The sequence below is a fragment of the Vibrio methylphosphonaticus genome (assembly GCF_023634655.1).
Classification (GTDB): Bacteria; Pseudomonadota; Gammaproteobacteria; order Enterobacterales; family Vibrionaceae; genus Vibrio; species Vibrio methylphosphonaticus.
In genome coordinates this window covers 1-15,829 of the sequence record NZ_JAMKMS010000024.1, presented here as the reverse complement: position 1 = coordinate 15,829, position 15,829 = coordinate 1, and the positions used below count along the sequence as shown (strand labels likewise).

Sequence of the window (15,829 nt, the reverse complement as noted above, 5' to 3'; positions counted from 1 at the left end):
ATCTCTTTGTGCTCGATTAATAAAACCTTTCGATAGGGTTCGCTATTTCTATCAAAATTGATGATAATCTAGGTTATTCTTAAGCGATTGTTTTGCTATCGTGAATCTGTTCTCTATCTTGGCATTCAATCGTTCTCTGTGACACTTTCTCCCAAATAAAGCTCTCATGACTACAAGACAGTTTATCGCGCACTATGTGCATATGAATCGAAAATCGTACCTACTCGCGATTATTTTTATTTTTCTCGTCAATTGGCTTCAAGTCGAAATCCCACGTTATATTCAGTTGGCTATCGATCTGATTGATGATGCCTCCAATGTGGGTCATCAGCAGCTACAAAGCTATGTCGGCATTGTTGTCGGTATGTCTGTTGCCATGGTGGTGGTGCGTATTCTGTCGCGAATGTATGCGCTGAATCCCGGACGTATCACCGAAGCGGCGTTAAAAAATACCCTGTTAGAAAAATTGAATCGATTGCCGCACAGTTATCATGAAAAGTTCGCCTCTGGAAGGTTGATATCGATTATGAATAACGATGTCATGGGCATTCGACTGCTATTTGGTATTGGCTTTCTCCAGTTCTTCAATACCATGTTCGCGTTGTCACTGACCCCTTTGTATATGTGGCGAATTTCACCAGAATTAACCCTCTATTCGGTTATCCCCATCTCGATTGCATTTGTCATTTTTCGTGTTGGGTTTACTCGCATGAAAGCACTGCATACCGAGCATATGCATCGCCTACAAAATCTTTCGGCGCAACTCATGAGCTACCTTTCAGGCATTGATTTGATCAAAAGCCAGCGAATGTCTTCTTGGGTGACGGCAGAAACGGAAAAACTTAACCAACAACTGTTGCGCTGTCGCATGCGAATTACGCGTATTCAGGTTTTTCTCATGCCAGTTCTAGATTACGCCAATGACGTGATGAAAATTCTCATTCTGGGTCTTGGTGGTTATATGTTGATGAATCAGGAACTGACTCTGGGTGAGATTACGGCATTTTTGACCTATTCCGTATTATTGGCGATGCCTTTAATGCAGTTAGGGCGCATCGCGACGATTTATCAACGTGGTGTAGTGGGCATTCAAAGCGCTCAAACTATTCTGAATGCCGATATTCCTGACACCGATAAAACGGTGCTTTCGCTTGATGGCGTTGAGCAATTGAAGGGGCAGACGTTCTCTGTTCGTAACCTTAGCTTCCAATATCAAAAAGAGAGCCGTCTCATTCTCGATGACATCAGCTTTGATATTCCTGCCGGTAAAAAAGTCGGTGTGTTGGGGGGGATTGGTGCTGGCAAAACAACATTGGTTAATTGTCTTAATCATCATCTTGATATCCCCAGTAATAGTGTGTTTCTTGGTGATAAAGACATCGCCAGCTTTTCTCGACATGATCTGCGACGCTATATCAAAACGGTCACTCAGGACCCGTATTTATTTTCAGCGACAGTTGAGGAGAACATTCGATTTGGCAGTCCACATAGCGACGTAGCCAAAGAGCAGGTTGATGAAGTGCTTGCTTTAAGCCAACTGGCCTCAGATGTCGCGCGATTTGAAAACGGCGATCAAACCCTAGTCGGTGAGAAAGGCGTGATGTTGTCCGGTGGTCAGAAACAACGGTTGAGTATTGCTCGCGCGCTGTTAGAACCTGCTGATCTCATTATTATGGATAACGTCCTTTCCGCTGTCGATTACGATACCGAGCGCAAAATATTGGATGCACTTTTTCAGAGATTAAAACATCAGTCTGTTTTAGTGGTTTCTCATCGTGTAAACGCGTTGGAATATATGGATGAAATCATCGTTCTCAACGAGGGAAAAATTATTGCCAAAGGTGATCATCAAACCTTGTTAAAAACTTGCCCGTATTACTACGAGACATGGCAATTGCAACAGAATGAAACGGAGGTCACCGCATGCTAAAAGGCGTTGACGTAAAGTATCTTAAACACTTTTTTAAGTTTGCTAAAACCTATAAAAAATCCGCGTTCATTGGCATTGCTATGTTGCCACTTTCGGTCATGACGAGTCTGTTGTTTCCGTGGCTCATCATTCAAATTATTGATGTTCAATTTAGTAAGAATGACTTAAGTGGATTATTGCAGTACGTGGTTTACCTAGTGTTGGTGCTCATTGCCAGCTATGTCGTGGATACCACTTATTCTTATAATTTGCGTAAGACCGGGCAACATACTATTACAGACATGCGGTCGGTGTTGTTTGCACGGGTTCTAAAATTACCACGCAGTTATTTTGACACTGTGCCCGCAGGAGTCACGCTTTCTCGCCTTACTAGTGATTTAGAAACGATAGGCGAGACGTTTGTTCAGTCTGTTGTTGGATTGGTTAAGGACTCAATTAACACCATCGCTTTGCTCATAATGATGCTGTTCATTGATTGGAAATTGACCCTGATTGTATTAGTCGTGATGCCCCCTGTGATGTATTTGACGGTGCGAGTTAGGAACAAATTGCGGGCAATGCATAAAATTACCCGCTCAGCGTTAGCGAGGGGGATTGGTTTCTTGCAAGAAGTACTGTTTGGTATGGATACCGTTCAGATGTATCGAGCAGAAAAGTACGTTGAAAATAAATACCACGGGCACATCGATGAATTCTTAGTCGCTCAAAAGAAAATCAATAAATACGATGCAATTTTGTTTTCGTTTATTTCAGGTATCACCTCGGTCACCATTGCTTTGATGATTTGGTATGGTTCTGAACAAGTGTTACAAGGAGCGTTAACGCTGGGTGTGTTGATTGCGTTCATTAATACTCTAGAGAAGGTCTTTGTGCCTATTCGTGATTTCACGTCGCAAATCGCGTCCATCCAAAGCTCGTTTGCCGCGTTTGATCATATTGAAGAACTTTTCACTGAGCCAACCGAAGAAGAGGGGCGAGATCTTCTTGCTAGTCATCAGGTAGAAGAATCGCTGAGAAACTTTGAGAGTTTAGAATTTAACAATGTGAGTTTTCGGTATAAGCCTGATTCTCCATACGTACTGAAAAATGTATCGTTTGTTTTACAAAAAGGGCACCAGATCGCCTTAGTCGGTTCAACGGGGTCAGGTAAATCAACCATCATGCGTTTGATATCTAAAACGTACCAAGATTATGAAGGCAGTATCTTGTTAAATGGGATTGAGCTGTCGATGCTTTCTAGTGACGATACTGCGCATCTTTTTTCGATGATGATGCAAGATGTTCATCTGTTTGCCGAAAGCGTGCATTTCAATATTGCCTTAGGGAAAACGGGTATATCACGCGAGCAAGTAGAGCAGGCAGCGCAATATGTGTACGCGGACAAATTCATTGCACAGTTACCCAAGAGTTACGATTTTTTGCTTGATAAAAATGGCTCAAACCTGTCAGTGGGCCAAACGCAATTAATCTCGTTTGCCCGGGCGATTGCCCAAGGTGGGCAAGTGATGATGCTTGATGAAGCAACGAGTTCGGTTGATTCCATTACTGAAGATCTTATCCAAAAGGCAATGACACGTTTATTCAAAGAAAAAACGGTTATCGCTATTGCTCATCGCTTAAGTACGGTTAGGCATTCGGATAAGATTTTGGTGTTAGATCAGGGGCGGGTGGTTGAGCAAGGGAATCATCAACAACTCGTTGCCCTAAATGGTATCTATGCTGGGCTATTGAGCGAATCGATTGTCGAGCCGAATTCAACGAAAGAATAATGCATTGATGACTAGAGTCATACCGAGGCGGGACACTCACAGTGTTGTGGATTTTCAATTAATACAAATGTTAATTATTTGTAACTGACCTGTCATAAATGCAGGGCATGATAGCGACCAGAATATAAATAATGGCCATTTGAATGGCCTTTTCTTCAATAGAAAGGAAGTCACTGTGAAGCTATTTGACCAAAACCATGACCAGCGTCCGTTAGATTGTGAACCTGAATTCAATAAATTTGTTGATGCAGCAATGTCTCGTCGACGTTTTTTAAAGGCAACGGGTGCGGCTGGCACGGTTGGTTTTTTTGCAGCAAGTCCCGTTAGCCAAGCTATCGCGAGCACCAAACCAAGTCAGTCAGCGTTATTGGGTTTTGACGCGATCGCCATTTCTACTGCCGATACAATAGAGGTGCCTGAGGGCTATCAAGCCGATGTATTAATCTCATGGGGTGACGCGATTAAGAAGGGGGCGCCAGCCTTTAGTCAGTCGAATGACGCCAAAGCGCAAGAAATGCAGTTTGGTGACAACAACGACGGCATGACTTTCTTTCTGATTTCAGATGATCGCGCGGTTCTTGCGGTGAACAACGAGTACACCAATAATGAGTACTTGTATCAGCATCAAGGTAAGAACATTTCTGCAGACGACGTACGCAAGGGGCAAGCCGCTCACGGTGTTTCAGTGGTTGAACTGAAGAAGAATAATGGTCAGTGGCAAGTCAATATTGAAGGGCGTTTAAATCGACGAGTCACAGCGTTGACTGAAATGGAGATGACTGGAGTCGCTGCAGGACACGATCTATTAAAAACCAACGCAGATAAGTCTGGCAAGGTCATACTGGGTACTTTTAACAACTGTGCGAACGGGCAAACACCGTGGGGCACGTACCTAACGTGTGAAGAGAATTTTAACGGTTATTTTGCAGATACATCCGATAATCCGTTGTCAGAAAGTAATCAGCGTTATGGTCTAGGCAAGAAAGACCGAGGCTACGATTGGTACAAGTACGATACCCGCTTTGATATGGCACAAGAGCCCAATGAACCGCATCGCCACGGTTGGGTGGTTGAAATTGATCCTATGAATCCTAATTCAACCCCTAAGAAGCGCAGTGCGCTTGGGCGTTTTAAGCACGAAAATGCCGCGCTTACGATTAATGATGATGGACACGCTGTGGTTTATCTTGGTGACGATGAGCGTGGCGAACACCTTTATAAGTTTGTTTCAAAGAATAAGTATGTGCCGGGCTCAGATTCCAACCGAGACCTACTCGAAGACGGGACATTATACGTGGCTAAATTTGAAGGCACAGAAGGCGAACTCAATGGAAAAGGGCAGTGGTTAGAGCTCACTTGGGGCAAAAACGGACTTACGCCAGAGAATGGATTTCCTGATGCCGCATCAGTCATGATCTTTGCGCGCATGGCGGCGACGCAAGTAGGCGCAACAACGATGGATCGCCCAGAGTGGGTCGCGGTTCATCCAATTAATAAGTCGGTCTTCTGCACGTTGACCAACAACAAGAACCGTGGCGTTGATGCGTCGCAACCAATTAATGTGGTGAACCCACGAGAGAAAAACCCATATGGGCACATTGTGCGTTGGAACCCAATGAACGGCGACCATGCATCAGAAGGTTTTGAGTGGGATATTTATGTCTTGGCAGGCAATCCGGAAGTGCATCAATCGGGTCTAATGGCAGGTAGCGACAACATAAACAAAGACAATATGTTTAATAGCCCAGATGGTATTGGCTTCGATATGGCAGGACGTTTGTGGATTCAGACGGATGGCAAATACTCCAACAAAGGTGACTTTGCTGGTATGGGAAATAATCAGATGCTGTGTAGTGATCCGCAAACGGGTGAGATTCGCCGATTTTTGACCGGTCCAATCGCCTGTGAAATTACTGGTCTGACTTTTTCACCAGATCATAAAACCATGTTTGTGGGTGTTCAACATCCGGGCGAAGATTTAGCTCCTTCACATTTTCCTGATGGAGGTAACACCGTGCCACGCTCCTCAGTCATGATGATTACGCGTAAAGATGGTGGCGTGATAGGTGCTTAGTCGTTAGTAGCTGGCCAGTTAGTTAGCCAGTTAGTTAGCGAGCTAGAAGATTAAAAGGGACGCTATGAGCGTCTCTTTTTCGTTATGTGCACTCATACTGAACGAGGCGCTAGTCCGTATTCATTATCGTGATCACTTTGGAAAATGAAAAAAACTAACAACACCAAAGCTCCGATCAACGGAATGAGGTAAAGAAACAACCAGTATCCACTTCGTCCGGTATCATGGAGTCTTCTGCAACCAGCAGCTAGCGTTGGAAGCAGCACAGCTAATGAATAAAATGTCCCGAAAAGACCAAATTGATCACTTCCACTCCCTATTATTCGGTCAATGATGTTCAAAACCAAAGCGACAACGAAGCTAACTAAGATATAACTCCAATACTGTTTTCGGGTCGACCTTCCTTTGAAATTCATATAGTTATTTTTGAGTACATCAACGTAGTTATTGAACATGTAATGGTTTGGCATGCAAACTCCTTGGTGTGATTATGAGACTTAAAAGGCGGATCCGGTTTGTCAGCATGGATCCGATTTGAAACGTATTTCTGACGATATTTTGCTAGCCGCTAGCTTATTTGAGCCGTTTCGCTAATCCGTCCCTACCATTCATTAGTGGGCCGTGTGCATTCACAAAGTATAATATAAGTTCAAATATAGATGAGTCTCCCTGCCATGAGTCTGATTGGTGGATGAGATTTGTTTTGTGTGGGACAAAGGGCGTAGATGTCACATTTTATTTGCAACGTCCTGCGTTTGCTATGTTTTCCCCTATACGGCTGCGTGGGGGAATCGTGTTGCGTTAAAAATTGAAGAGGGTGCTCGCGACATAAAAATGGTAAGGTTTGCTTAATTCTTATAGGTTTACACTTAACGTAATTGAAGCCAGTCATCTCTAGGCGGTATCAATTAGTATTGAAGTGAGTTCAGACGCTCAACGAGCAAGGAGAGTTAATGCTTAATTCTGCAACAGCGAAAGCGGTGATCGATCATGCACTTTTTTTGGGGGCTGACTTCGCCGAGTTATTCGTTGAACACCATCAAACTAACACGGTCCAAATTTCGTCAAGCGAAGTGGACAAAGTCAATTCAGGTATCGATTTTGGTATTGGTATCCGTCTTTTTTTCGGTCACAAAGTGCTATATGGTTACACGAACAGTACGGATGAAGCGGAATTAAAACGCGTTACGTCGCTGCTGGCTGCAAAAGATAAACGCGATCAAATCGCCTCTGCGGGTACCTTGAACCTAAACCGCTATCCACTTCAACATCGTTGCCGTCTACCTTTAGGGAAAGACGCGAATCTAGACTCAAAAATTGAGTTCCTTCTTAACATAGACCAAGCAGCTCGCTCCGAAAGTGAATACATCAGCCAATTTATTGGCAGCGTGCTACAGCGTGAGCAACAGGTGTCTATCTTTAACTCTGACGGCCTGCATGTCGATGATACTCGTCATTACATTCGAATTGCAGGTAATACCGTTGCACAGAAGGGCAGCGAGCAATCTTCTGGTATGGAAGGCCCTGGCGCGTTAGCTGGTTGGGAGTATAGCGAGCAATTGGATGCGAATGAGTTAGGTAAAACGATCGCTCAGCAAGCGTTGGTTAAATTAGGGGCTGATGCGTGTCCATCTGGAGAAATGCCAGTGGTCATTGGCAATGGATTTGGCGGTGTTATTTTCCATGAGGCGTGTGGGCATTTGCTTGAAACCACGTCAGTTGCGAAAAAGGCCTCAGTATTCCATGACAAGATGGGTGAAATGATCGCTAACACCGCGGTTAATGCCGTTGATGATGGCACGATGACCAACGAATGGGGTTCCATTCACATTGACGATGAAGGCATGCCAACGCAGCGTACCCAACTCATTAAAGACGGTCAGCTCAGCAGTTTTATGGTCGATAGAATGGGTGGGATGAAGACGGGCTACGAGCCTACAGGCTCTGGACGCCGACAAAATTACAAGTTCGCACCCACATCACGGATGCGCAATACCTTCATTGAAGAAGGCAAACATTCATTAGACGATATGCTGGCCGGTATAGAGCGCGGTATTTATGCCAAAAAGATGGGTGGCGGCTCCGTTCAACCGGGCACAGGGGAATTTAACTTTGCTGTTCGCGAAGCGTATTTGATCGAAAATGGCAAAATTACCAAGCCACTAAAAACGGCAACACTGATTAGCACCGGACCCAAAGTACTGCAAGAAATTAGCATGGTCGGCACAGACATGGCCCTTGCGCCAGGTATGTGTGGTTCTGTGAGTGGTGCGGTACCGACGACGGTAGGTCAGCCTTCGCTGAAAGTCGATAATATCTTGGTAGGAGGTGGCAACTAATGAGTCAAGAACTAATGAGTCAAGAACGGATGAGCCAACAACAAAAAATCGTCAATTCAATTGATTACGTTCTATCTGAAGCGAAACGTCAAGGCGCAGAAGCCGATGTGATTGTTAATCGCAATAGTAGCTTTTCTCTTAAAGCAAACCAAGGTCAGTTAGATGAGTATAAAGTGAGCTCTAGCCAAGTGCTGGGGGTTCGAGTGGTAAAAGATGCTCGTGTAGCAACCAGTTATTCTGAGTCTCTAGAGCAGCCAAGCCTAGATCTAATGCTAACGAACGCCTTACAAAGTGCGCGTTTCTCTAAGCAAGATGAGCATCAAAGTATTCGCTGCGTTAATAGCACCATTACAACGGATATCGCAGAAATTGCTCAACTGGATACTGCGTCAGTGGATGAAAAAATCGCTTTGTCGTTAGCACTGGAGCAAGGGGTTGTCGCACTTCCTTATGCAACCAGCTCACCTTACAACGGCTACAGTGACGGAGAAGCCCAGCTAATCATTGCCAACACTCAAGGAACAATGTGTCAGCACTTCGAACGGTCATTTAGTTGCTATGCCTATACGCTCTTTGAAAAAGAGGGTAAACAGTCCATGGCAGGTAAGGTGTCGGTAGGTCGTCGTTTTGAAGACTTAGACGCTGCATTCTGCATTGACGAGGGCTATAACCTTGCTCGGGATTTACTTGAAGGCGCTCCTGTTGCTACGGGCAATTACTCTGCAATTTTCAACGTTAATGCGTTAAGCAGTCTATTTAGTGCTTTTGGCAGTGCGTTTTCCGGTGTCAGCGCGGTGAAAGGGATTACACCACTCGCCGATAAGCTTGGGCAGCATGTGGCGAGCGAGTTGATTACGTTCACCGATGCTGCGTATATGGCAAATGGTATGGCCATTGCCGCGTTTGATAGTGAAGGGTTTGCCACTCAAGATAACGTCCTTATCGCCGATGGTAGGCTCAATACGTTACTGCATAATAGCCAAACGGCGAGTTACCTAGGTGCGGCGTCAACCGCAAGTGCGTCGCGTGGGGCGAAGTCGAGCTTAGATGTGTCCGCCAATCATAAGCTTATTGCATCAGGCAGTAGCAGTGCATCAGAGGTGAAAGCAGGCGAATATTTGGAGCTTGTTGAGTTGCAAGGTGTACATTCAGGAGCCGATGCGGTCAGTGGTGATTTCTCATTTGGCGCAAGTGGTTTCTTATGCCGAGATGGGCAACGCATTCAGCCAGTACGTGGTATTACGGTTGCGGGTAACTTCTACAAGATGTTGCAAGAAGTCGAAGCGGTAGGGGAGATTCAGCTTATCAACGATAGCCGTACCTTCTTTGCGCCTGATATCCGTTTTGCTCGCTTGAGTATTGGCGGTAAATAGCGGCTTATCGCGTGATATTAGTGACTTATCACGTGATATTAAAGACTTATCGCATGATATTAAAGACGTTAAGGGACTCGATTGAGTCCCTTTTTTATTGTTGAGATTAATTCTGCCTGCTAATTCTCTTCGCTTTACCCCACCAGTTTTTGTTTTGAATGAGCATTCAACTTATCAAACTCACCCAGACACCTTCTAAAAATCACAATTGGCAAACCAACTGTTATGTTATAACATAACTATAATATTTAGTTAGCGTTGGTGCGCTTGGACGTTTGGCACCCGTTGGATTATGAGAGAAATATGAATCAGAAAAAAATCTCTGTCACCGTATTGTCTGGCTTTCTTGGAGCCGGTAAAACAACGGTTCTTAGTCATATCCTTAATAATCGTCAAGGCAAGCGAGTCGCTGTGATTGTTAATGATATGAGTGAAATCAATATCGACTCCGCAACGGTTAAGAATGAAGTTTCACTGGACTACCAACAAGAGAAATTGGTGGAGATGAGTAACGGATGCATCTGTTGTACTTTGCGCGAAGATTTGTTGCTCGAGGTGAGTCGCCTTGCGAAAGAGGGACGGTTCGATAATCTCGTTATTGAATCTACAGGGATTGCAGAGCCGCTTCCTGTGGCCGAAACATTTACCTTTACAGATGGCGACGGTGAGTCTCTTTCTGATATCGCGACATTAGACACTATGGTCACGGTGGTCGATGCGGTTAACTTCTTACATGACTATGAAGCTGCACAGGATCTACAAGAAACAGAGCAGCACCTTGGTGAAGACGATGAACGCAGTGTCACCGATCTACTTATTGAACAGGTCGAATTTGCTGATGTATTGCTAATTAGTAAAGCCGATCTTGTTTCTGAAGACGATGTCTCAAGACTCACTGCAATCCTAACCATGTTAAACACTAGAGCTCGTATCATTCCAATTTGCAATGGCAAGGTCGATATAGGCGAGGTGTTGAATACCGGTCGGTTTGATTTTGAGCAGGCACAATCTGCACCTGGTTGGCTAAAAGAGCTAAGAGGTGAACATATACCTGAAACGGAAGAGTACGGTATTGGTAGTTTTAGCTATCGAGCTCGCCGTCCATTTCATCCAGAAAAATTCCATGATTTTCTTCATGATACAGAACGATTTGGCAAGCTCATTCGATCTAAAGGTTACTTTTGGTTAGCTTCTCGTCCAGAGTTTGCGGGGCAATGGAGCCAAGCAGGAGGCATTGGTAACCACGGTTTTGCAGGGTTGTTTTGGAAAGCGACGCCTAAAAATCAATGGCCGATGGATCCTGAGATACTTGAAGACATTCAACAAAGTTGGGTAGAACCCTTTGGTGATATGCGACAGGAATTAGTGTTTATTGGTCAGGGTCTTGATCAAGCCGCAATGATTCAAGCGCTCGATGAGTGTTTGTTAAATGAACAAGAATTGTCGGCCGGAGAAGATTATTGGTTGACGCTATCGGATCCGTTTCCTAGCTGGGAGGCAGAAGTATGAGTATAAGCACCATGAGTCTAAACACCGTTAGTACTTTAGAGGCAGTGAATGTCGTTGCTGTAACGTCTTCACTAGCGAAAGCGCCGCAGCCAACTGTTCTTTCTGATATTTATAAACAAGACCATAACCTCGCGGTTTGGCAGCGTTCTCTACCCGCAACGTTAATTCAGTCGATTGATGAAATGCTCAAGCAAGGCGCCGCGTTATCTGTGGTACAAACGGTGACGCCAGACAATACTGCTACGTTGCTTCGAAACAAATTGGCGGATCATGCATGCGCGGAAGAACTGAGTCAGGATATTGCGTTAATTGTTGATATGTTTTGTTGTCTTTTCGACGTTAACGAAGCGGGGCTGCGACTAACCACACTCGATAGCCCAATGTGCCCTAAGTTTCACGTTGATCATTTGCCATGCCGCTTAGTCACAACTTATGCAGGCGCGGCAACCCAGTGGCTGCGCAACGAAGAGGTTGATCGTCGTAAATTAGGGGCGGGCGGTGCTGGTTTGCCAGATCACCAATCAGGTTTGTATCAAGGTTCAAATGTTATCAATCAGATAGAACGCGGCGATGTTGCCTTATTGAAAGGAAGCGGTTGGGAAGGCAATGAAGACTCTGGGCTGGTACATCGATCGCCAGAAGCAACACCAGAACAACGTCGATTGCTACTAACGTTAGACTTGAGGTAGCGAAAATGAGAGATATTGACGGCATCATTGAACATGTAGAGCGAACCTGTAAGGCGAGAGGAAAACAGTTAACGTCTAAACGAAAACTCGTGCTGCAAGCTTTGGTTCACGCTAATAAAGCCCTGTCTGCTTACGAATTGGTGGATTATTGTAAGGAGCATTTGGCTGAAAACATTCAAGCGATGTCGGTTTATCGAATTTTGGATTTTTTAGAGAGTGAACAATTAGCTCATAAACTAAAAGTGTCCAATAAATATATTGTTTGCTCCCACATCCTTTGCGATCACGAGCATGGTATTGCGCAGTTTTTAATTTGCTCAAAATGCGAGAAAATTAGCGAGCAAACAATTGATTCTGCGACAATAAATGGCCTTCAATCTCAAGCAAGGCAAGAAGGGTTTACCGTTGTCAGTCCGCAAATTGAGATTAACTGTTTGTGTGATGACTGTGCGAAACAATGAGCGCTCTAAATAATGAGTGTTAATAGGTCCTTTACTATCCAATGCTCGTCAGTTGGCAGTATGCTTTTCATTTATCCCCTAACAACGACAAAATTACTATGATAAGAAGAAACCCAACCGGACACTTACCCGAGGTGTCAGAATCCGCATTTATCGATCCGACCGCGATTATTTGCGGAAAAGTGATCATTGAAGCGAACGTTTTCATTGGACCTTATGCCGTTATTCGTGCAGATGAGGTTAACGAGCAGGGGGAGATGGACGCGATTGTAATAAAACGAGATACCAATATTCAAGATGGTGTGGTGATTCACTCAAAATCGGGGGCGGCGGTCACCATCGGCGAACGCTCATCCATTGCGCATCGTTCTATTATTCATGGCCCCTGTGAAGTTCGTGATGATGTGTTTATTGGTTTTAATTCTGTGGTGTTTAATGCGGTCATTGGTAGTGGTTGCGTGATCCGCCATAACTGTGTGGTGGATGGGCTAGACCTACCAGAGCATTTTCATGTCCCACCGATGACAAATATTGGCGCGGGCTTTGATTTAAACAGTATCTCTAAAGTCCCACCGGAGTACTCCGCCTTTTCTGAATCTGTCGTTTCCGCTAACCATACTCTCGTTAAAGGTTACAGGAGAATCGCCAATGAGCTCTGATAAAACGCCGATTTTAGCGGTGCCGACAAATATCATTACTGGCTTTCTTGGCGTTGGAAAAACATCGGCCATCGTTAAATTAATGGAACACAAGCCTGAGCACGAACGTTGGGCAATACTGGTTAATGAGTTCGGCGAAATAGGGGTTGATGGCAGTTTACTGCAGGGACAGAAAAACCCAGAGCAGCGCGTTTTCATTCGTGAAGTTCCCGGAGGGTGTATGTGCTGCGCGGCGGGCTTGCCGATGCAAATTGCGCTTAATCAATTATTGTCAGAAGCTCGACCAGACCGTTTATTGATAGAGCCAACGGGACTTGGCCACCCTAAAGAAGTGTTGCAAGTGCTATCAACAGACCACTATCGGCAGATCTTATCATTACAAAAGAACATTACTTTAGTGGATGCGCGTAAGTTATCCGATAGCCGCTATACCAGTAATGAAACGTTCAATCAGCAGATTGCAATTGCCGATACCGTCGTGGGTAACAAAACCGATCTCTATCAACAAGGCGATGCGGAAAAACTGCAAGCGTACGTTGCAGCCGTTGGTCGCCCGATGACTAAGGTGATGTTTGCACAACATGGTGCGATTCCATTCTCAGATTTTGAGGGTGATACTAGTATCCATGAGCATCCACCACATAATCACCACCATGGGCACAGTAAGCCACTCGCCTCTGAATTACCGATGCCTGAAAGTGGTATTATCAAAGCAACCAATCAAGGGGAGGGGTTTGAAAGTGTTGGCTGGCGATTTTCACCCAATAAACACTTTGACCGTCAGCGATTAATTAACCTTCTGGTCGGGCTTGATGTCGAAAGAATGAAAGCGGTATTCATTACAGAAGATGGCATATTTGGCTACAACATGACCGAAGACGGACTCACCGAAATGGAATTAAACGAGACTGTTGAGAGCCGGATTGAGGTGATTTCTAGCGAGGTGGATACAGCGTTAGAAAATCAGCTAATGCAATGTGTGGTGAGCCCATTGCATCAATGACGTCGATTACCAACGGTTTGTACTGCCAGCTTGACGCTGCGTGTACCTTCTCGTTGGTGTTCATATTTAGCCGTGTAGGCTTGAGCGTTATGTCAATCACAGCTCAACATTTCCTTCGAAAGAAAGTGTTAATAGACTCGCTCTTAGCAAACAATCCTTGGCATATATGGGTAATACTATCCTGCTTTTTCCTATCAAAGATGAAACCTTCGATTCTACCTATTGCGCAAGCAAACGTTTACGTGTATTTTCTCGCCACTTAAATTTTAACTAATATTTTGTTGGGTCTTTATTGAATGGCTGGGACCCAATAGAAACGAGGAATAGGCATGACCGAGAATACAGCAACTGCACCGGGTAGTTGGCTCAATAACTTCTTTTTGATTTCACAACGCGGAAGTAACGTTCGTCAAGAGGTTGTTGCAGGTCTAACGACATTTTTGGCAATGGTATATTCGGTTATCGTTGTCCCTAGCATGCTTGGTGTTGCGGGTTTTGACCAAGGCTCTGTGTTTATCGCCACGTGTTTAGTGGCTGCTTTTGGTTCAATGTTGATGGGGTTTTGGGCGAACTTACCAATGGCCATTGGTTGTGCTATCTCGTTAACGGCGTTTACCGCGTTTAGCTTGGTGTTGGGGCAGGGCGTTTCAATACCGGTTGCTTTAGGTGCCGTATTTTTAATGGGGGTTATTTTTACCGCCATTACCGTGACGGGCGTGCGCCAATGGATTCTAACTAACCTTCCTGAAGGCATTGCTCACGGTACGGGTATTGGTATTGGTTTATTTCTTTTATTGATCGCCGCGAGCGGTGTAGGTCTTGTCATCAAAAACCCGGTAGAAGGATTACCAGTCACGTTAGGTGAGTTCACATCGTTTCCTGTGATCATGTCTATGCTGGGTCTTGCCGCTATTTTTGGACTTGAAAAGCGTCAGGTTCCTGGTGGCATTCTCTTTGTTATAGTTGCGATTTCTGTGTTCGGTCTGATTTTTGATCCTGCTGTGCAATATCAGGGATTTTTCGCGTTACCTAGCATTGGTGGTGAGGGCTCTCTGATGGGGACGATGGACATCATGGGGGCGCTCAATCCAATCGTTTTACCGAGTGTATTGGCCTTGGTCATGACCGCTATTTTTGATGCCACTGGTACTATTCGAGCGGTGGCGGGTCAAGCCAATCTGCTTGATAAAGACGGCAATATTATTGATGGCGGTAAAGCGCTAACCTCAGATTCTGTGTCGAGTATTGTTTCTGGTGCGGTGGGTGGTGCGCCGGCGGCCGTTTATATTGAATCAGCAGCGGGTACTGCGGCTGGTGGTAAAACGGGTCTTACCGCTGTAGTGGTGGGTGTGCTGTTCCTGTTTCTATTATTTTTAGCGCCGATTAGTTATTTAGTGCCTGCATACGCAACAGCACCAGCGTTAATGTACGTGGGTTTACTGATGCTAGGTAACGTACGTAAACTGAATTTTGATGATTCAGTTGATGCATTATCGGGTTTGGTTTGTGCGGTATTCATTGTTCTAACCGGTAACATCGTAACAGGCATCATGCTAGGTTTCTTGTGCCTTGTTGTTGGCCGTCTTTTCTCTGGTGAATGGAAGAAACTGAATCTGGGTATTGTGCTTATTACCCTAGTGTTAGTTGTTTTCTATGCAGGTGGTTGGGCAATCTAACGTCTCCTATCAGCAAATTTAGTTTAAATACCCAGTCAATTGACTGGGTATTTTTTTGTGTATCACTGAATAAGATGTCTGTGTTTTGAAAGGATGGTTGATATGACGAAAACGCCATATTAAGGAGGTAATGGAAACTAACTCGTTTATGTCCCATTTCGTGTTGCAGGCCATCCCAAAAATTACCGTCATTCCCTTGGAAAAGGAAATCTCATTCAGCGCGCTGCAAAGCCGAGTTACGTGACTTAGTCGATGATTTTCAGTTATCTACACGCGGTCGGAGATCCTCACTTTCGTGAGGGTGACGGCTATGTGAGGTACGTGAGAAGCAAAGGAAAGTAGATTGT

Annotated in this window: 12 protein-coding genes; 11 read left to right on the top strand and 1 reads right to left on the bottom strand. The window is 44.8% G+C overall.

Annotated elements, in window-relative coordinates:
- Positions 1-166 precede the first annotated feature (166 nt).
- From M9196_RS20775 to M9196_RS20765, 3 genes are all read left to right on the top strand, one after another.
- A complete protein-coding gene (locus M9196_RS20775; RefSeq protein WP_250619409.1) occupies positions 167-1,930 on the top strand; it encodes an ABC transporter ATP-binding protein in 1,764 nt (587 codons plus the stop codon).
- Positions 1,924-3,699, top strand: coding sequence for an ABC transporter ATP-binding protein (locus M9196_RS20770; protein WP_250619408.1), 1,776 nt, complete (start codon positions 1,924-1,926; stop codon positions 3,697-3,699). The genes M9196_RS20775 and M9196_RS20770 overlap by 7 nt, the downstream gene beginning before the upstream one ends.
- Positions 3,700-3,952: 253 nt before the next feature.
- Positions 3,953-5,773, top strand: a complete 1,821-nt coding sequence (locus tag M9196_RS20765) for a PhoX family protein (protein ID WP_284677248.1) — start codon at positions 3,953-3,955, stop codon at positions 5,771-5,773.
- 92 nt (positions 5,774-5,865) lie between these two features.
- On the opposite strand, the gene M9196_RS20760 is transcribed toward M9196_RS20765, so the two are convergent.
- Positions 5,866-6,243 (bottom strand): DUF805 domain-containing protein, encoded by a 378-nt coding sequence (locus M9196_RS20760; RefSeq protein ID WP_250619406.1) that lies wholly within the window; start codon positions 6,241-6,243, stop codon positions 5,866-5,868.
- 483 nt (positions 6,244-6,726) lie between these two features.
- On the opposite strand from M9196_RS20760, the gene M9196_RS20755 reads away from it, so the two are divergent.
- From M9196_RS20755 to M9196_RS20720, 8 genes are all read left to right on the top strand, one after another.
- The gene (locus tag M9196_RS20755; protein ID WP_250619405.1) at positions 6,727-8,112 is read left to right on the top strand and encodes a TldD/PmbA family protein; all 1,386 of its coding nucleotides are present in this window, start codon (positions 6,727-6,729) and stop codon (positions 8,110-8,112) included.
- 29 nt (positions 8,113-8,141) lie between these two features.
- Positions 8,142-9,485, top strand: coding sequence for a TldD/PmbA family protein (locus tag M9196_RS20750; protein WP_250619453.1), 1,344 nt, complete (start codon positions 8,142-8,144; stop codon positions 9,483-9,485).
- A 303-nt stretch (positions 9,486-9,788) separates the two neighbouring features.
- Positions 9,789-10,994 (top strand): zinc metallochaperone GTPase ZigA, encoded by a 1,206-nt coding sequence (gene zigA, locus M9196_RS20745; RefSeq protein ID WP_250619404.1) that lies wholly within the window; start codon positions 9,789-9,791, stop codon positions 10,992-10,994.
- A complete protein-coding gene (locus tag M9196_RS20740; RefSeq protein WP_406707704.1) occupies positions 10,991-11,683 on the top strand; it encodes a DUF1826 domain-containing protein in 693 nt (230 codons plus the stop codon). Before zigA ends, M9196_RS20740 begins: the two co-directional genes overlap by 4 nt.
- 5 nt (positions 11,684-11,688) lie before the next feature.
- The gene (locus tag M9196_RS20735) at positions 11,689-12,144 is read left to right on the top strand and encodes a Fur family transcriptional regulator (RefSeq protein WP_250619403.1); all 456 of its coding nucleotides are present in this window, start codon (positions 11,689-11,691) and stop codon (positions 12,142-12,144) included.
- A 98-nt stretch (positions 12,145-12,242) separates the two neighbouring features.
- Positions 12,243-12,803, top strand: coding sequence for an LbetaH domain-containing protein (locus M9196_RS20730; protein ID WP_250619402.1), 561 nt, complete (start codon positions 12,243-12,245; stop codon positions 12,801-12,803).
- Positions 12,793-13,806, top strand: a complete 1,014-nt coding sequence (locus tag M9196_RS20725) for a CobW family GTP-binding protein (RefSeq protein ID WP_250619401.1) — start codon at positions 12,793-12,795, stop codon at positions 13,804-13,806. Before M9196_RS20730 ends, M9196_RS20725 begins: the two co-directional genes overlap by 11 nt.
- Before the next feature lie 329 nt (positions 13,807-14,135).
- Positions 14,136-15,482, top strand: coding sequence for an NCS2 family permease (locus M9196_RS20720; protein ID WP_250619400.1), 1,347 nt, complete (start codon positions 14,136-14,138; stop codon positions 15,480-15,482).
- Positions 15,483-15,829 lie beyond the last annotated feature (347 nt).

What these genes read in the sequence shown, in the direction of transcription:
- M9196_RS20775 (WP_250619409.1), top strand. Translation starts at nt 167, where the DNA reads ATGACTACAAGACAGTTTATCGCGCACTATGTGCATATGAATCGAAAA.
- M9196_RS20770 (WP_250619408.1), top strand. Translation starts at nt 1,924, where the DNA reads ATGCTAAAAGGCGTTGACGTAAAGTATCTTAAACACTTTTTTAAGTTT.
- M9196_RS20765 (WP_284677248.1), top strand. Translation starts at nt 3,953, where the DNA reads ATGTCTCGTCGACGTTTTTTAAAGGCAACGGGTGCGGCTGGCACGGTT.
- M9196_RS20760 (WP_250619406.1), bottom strand. Translation starts at nt 6,243, where the DNA reads ATGCCAAACCATTACATGTTCAATAACTACGTTGATGTACTCAAAAAT.
- M9196_RS20755 (WP_250619405.1), top strand. Translation starts at nt 6,727, where the DNA reads ATGCTTAATTCTGCAACAGCGAAAGCGGTGATCGATCATGCACTTTTT.
- M9196_RS20750 (WP_250619453.1), top strand. Translation starts at nt 8,142, where the DNA reads ATGAGCCAACAACAAAAAATCGTCAATTCAATTGATTACGTTCTATCT.
- zigA (WP_250619404.1), top strand. Translation starts at nt 9,789, where the DNA reads ATGAATCAGAAAAAAATCTCTGTCACCGTATTGTCTGGCTTTCTTGGA.
- M9196_RS20740 (WP_406707704.1), top strand. Translation starts at nt 10,991, where the DNA reads ATGAGTATAAGCACCATGAGTCTAAACACCGTTAGTACTTTAGAGGCA.
- M9196_RS20735 (WP_250619403.1), top strand. Translation starts at nt 11,689, where the DNA reads ATGAGAGATATTGACGGCATCATTGAACATGTAGAGCGAACCTGTAAG.
- M9196_RS20730 (WP_250619402.1), top strand. Translation starts at nt 12,243, where the DNA reads ATGATAAGAAGAAACCCAACCGGACACTTACCCGAGGTGTCAGAATCC.
- M9196_RS20725 (WP_250619401.1), top strand. Translation starts at nt 12,793, where the DNA reads ATGAGCTCTGATAAAACGCCGATTTTAGCGGTGCCGACAAATATCATT.
- M9196_RS20720 (WP_250619400.1), top strand. Translation starts at nt 14,136, where the DNA reads ATGACCGAGAATACAGCAACTGCACCGGGTAGTTGGCTCAATAACTTC.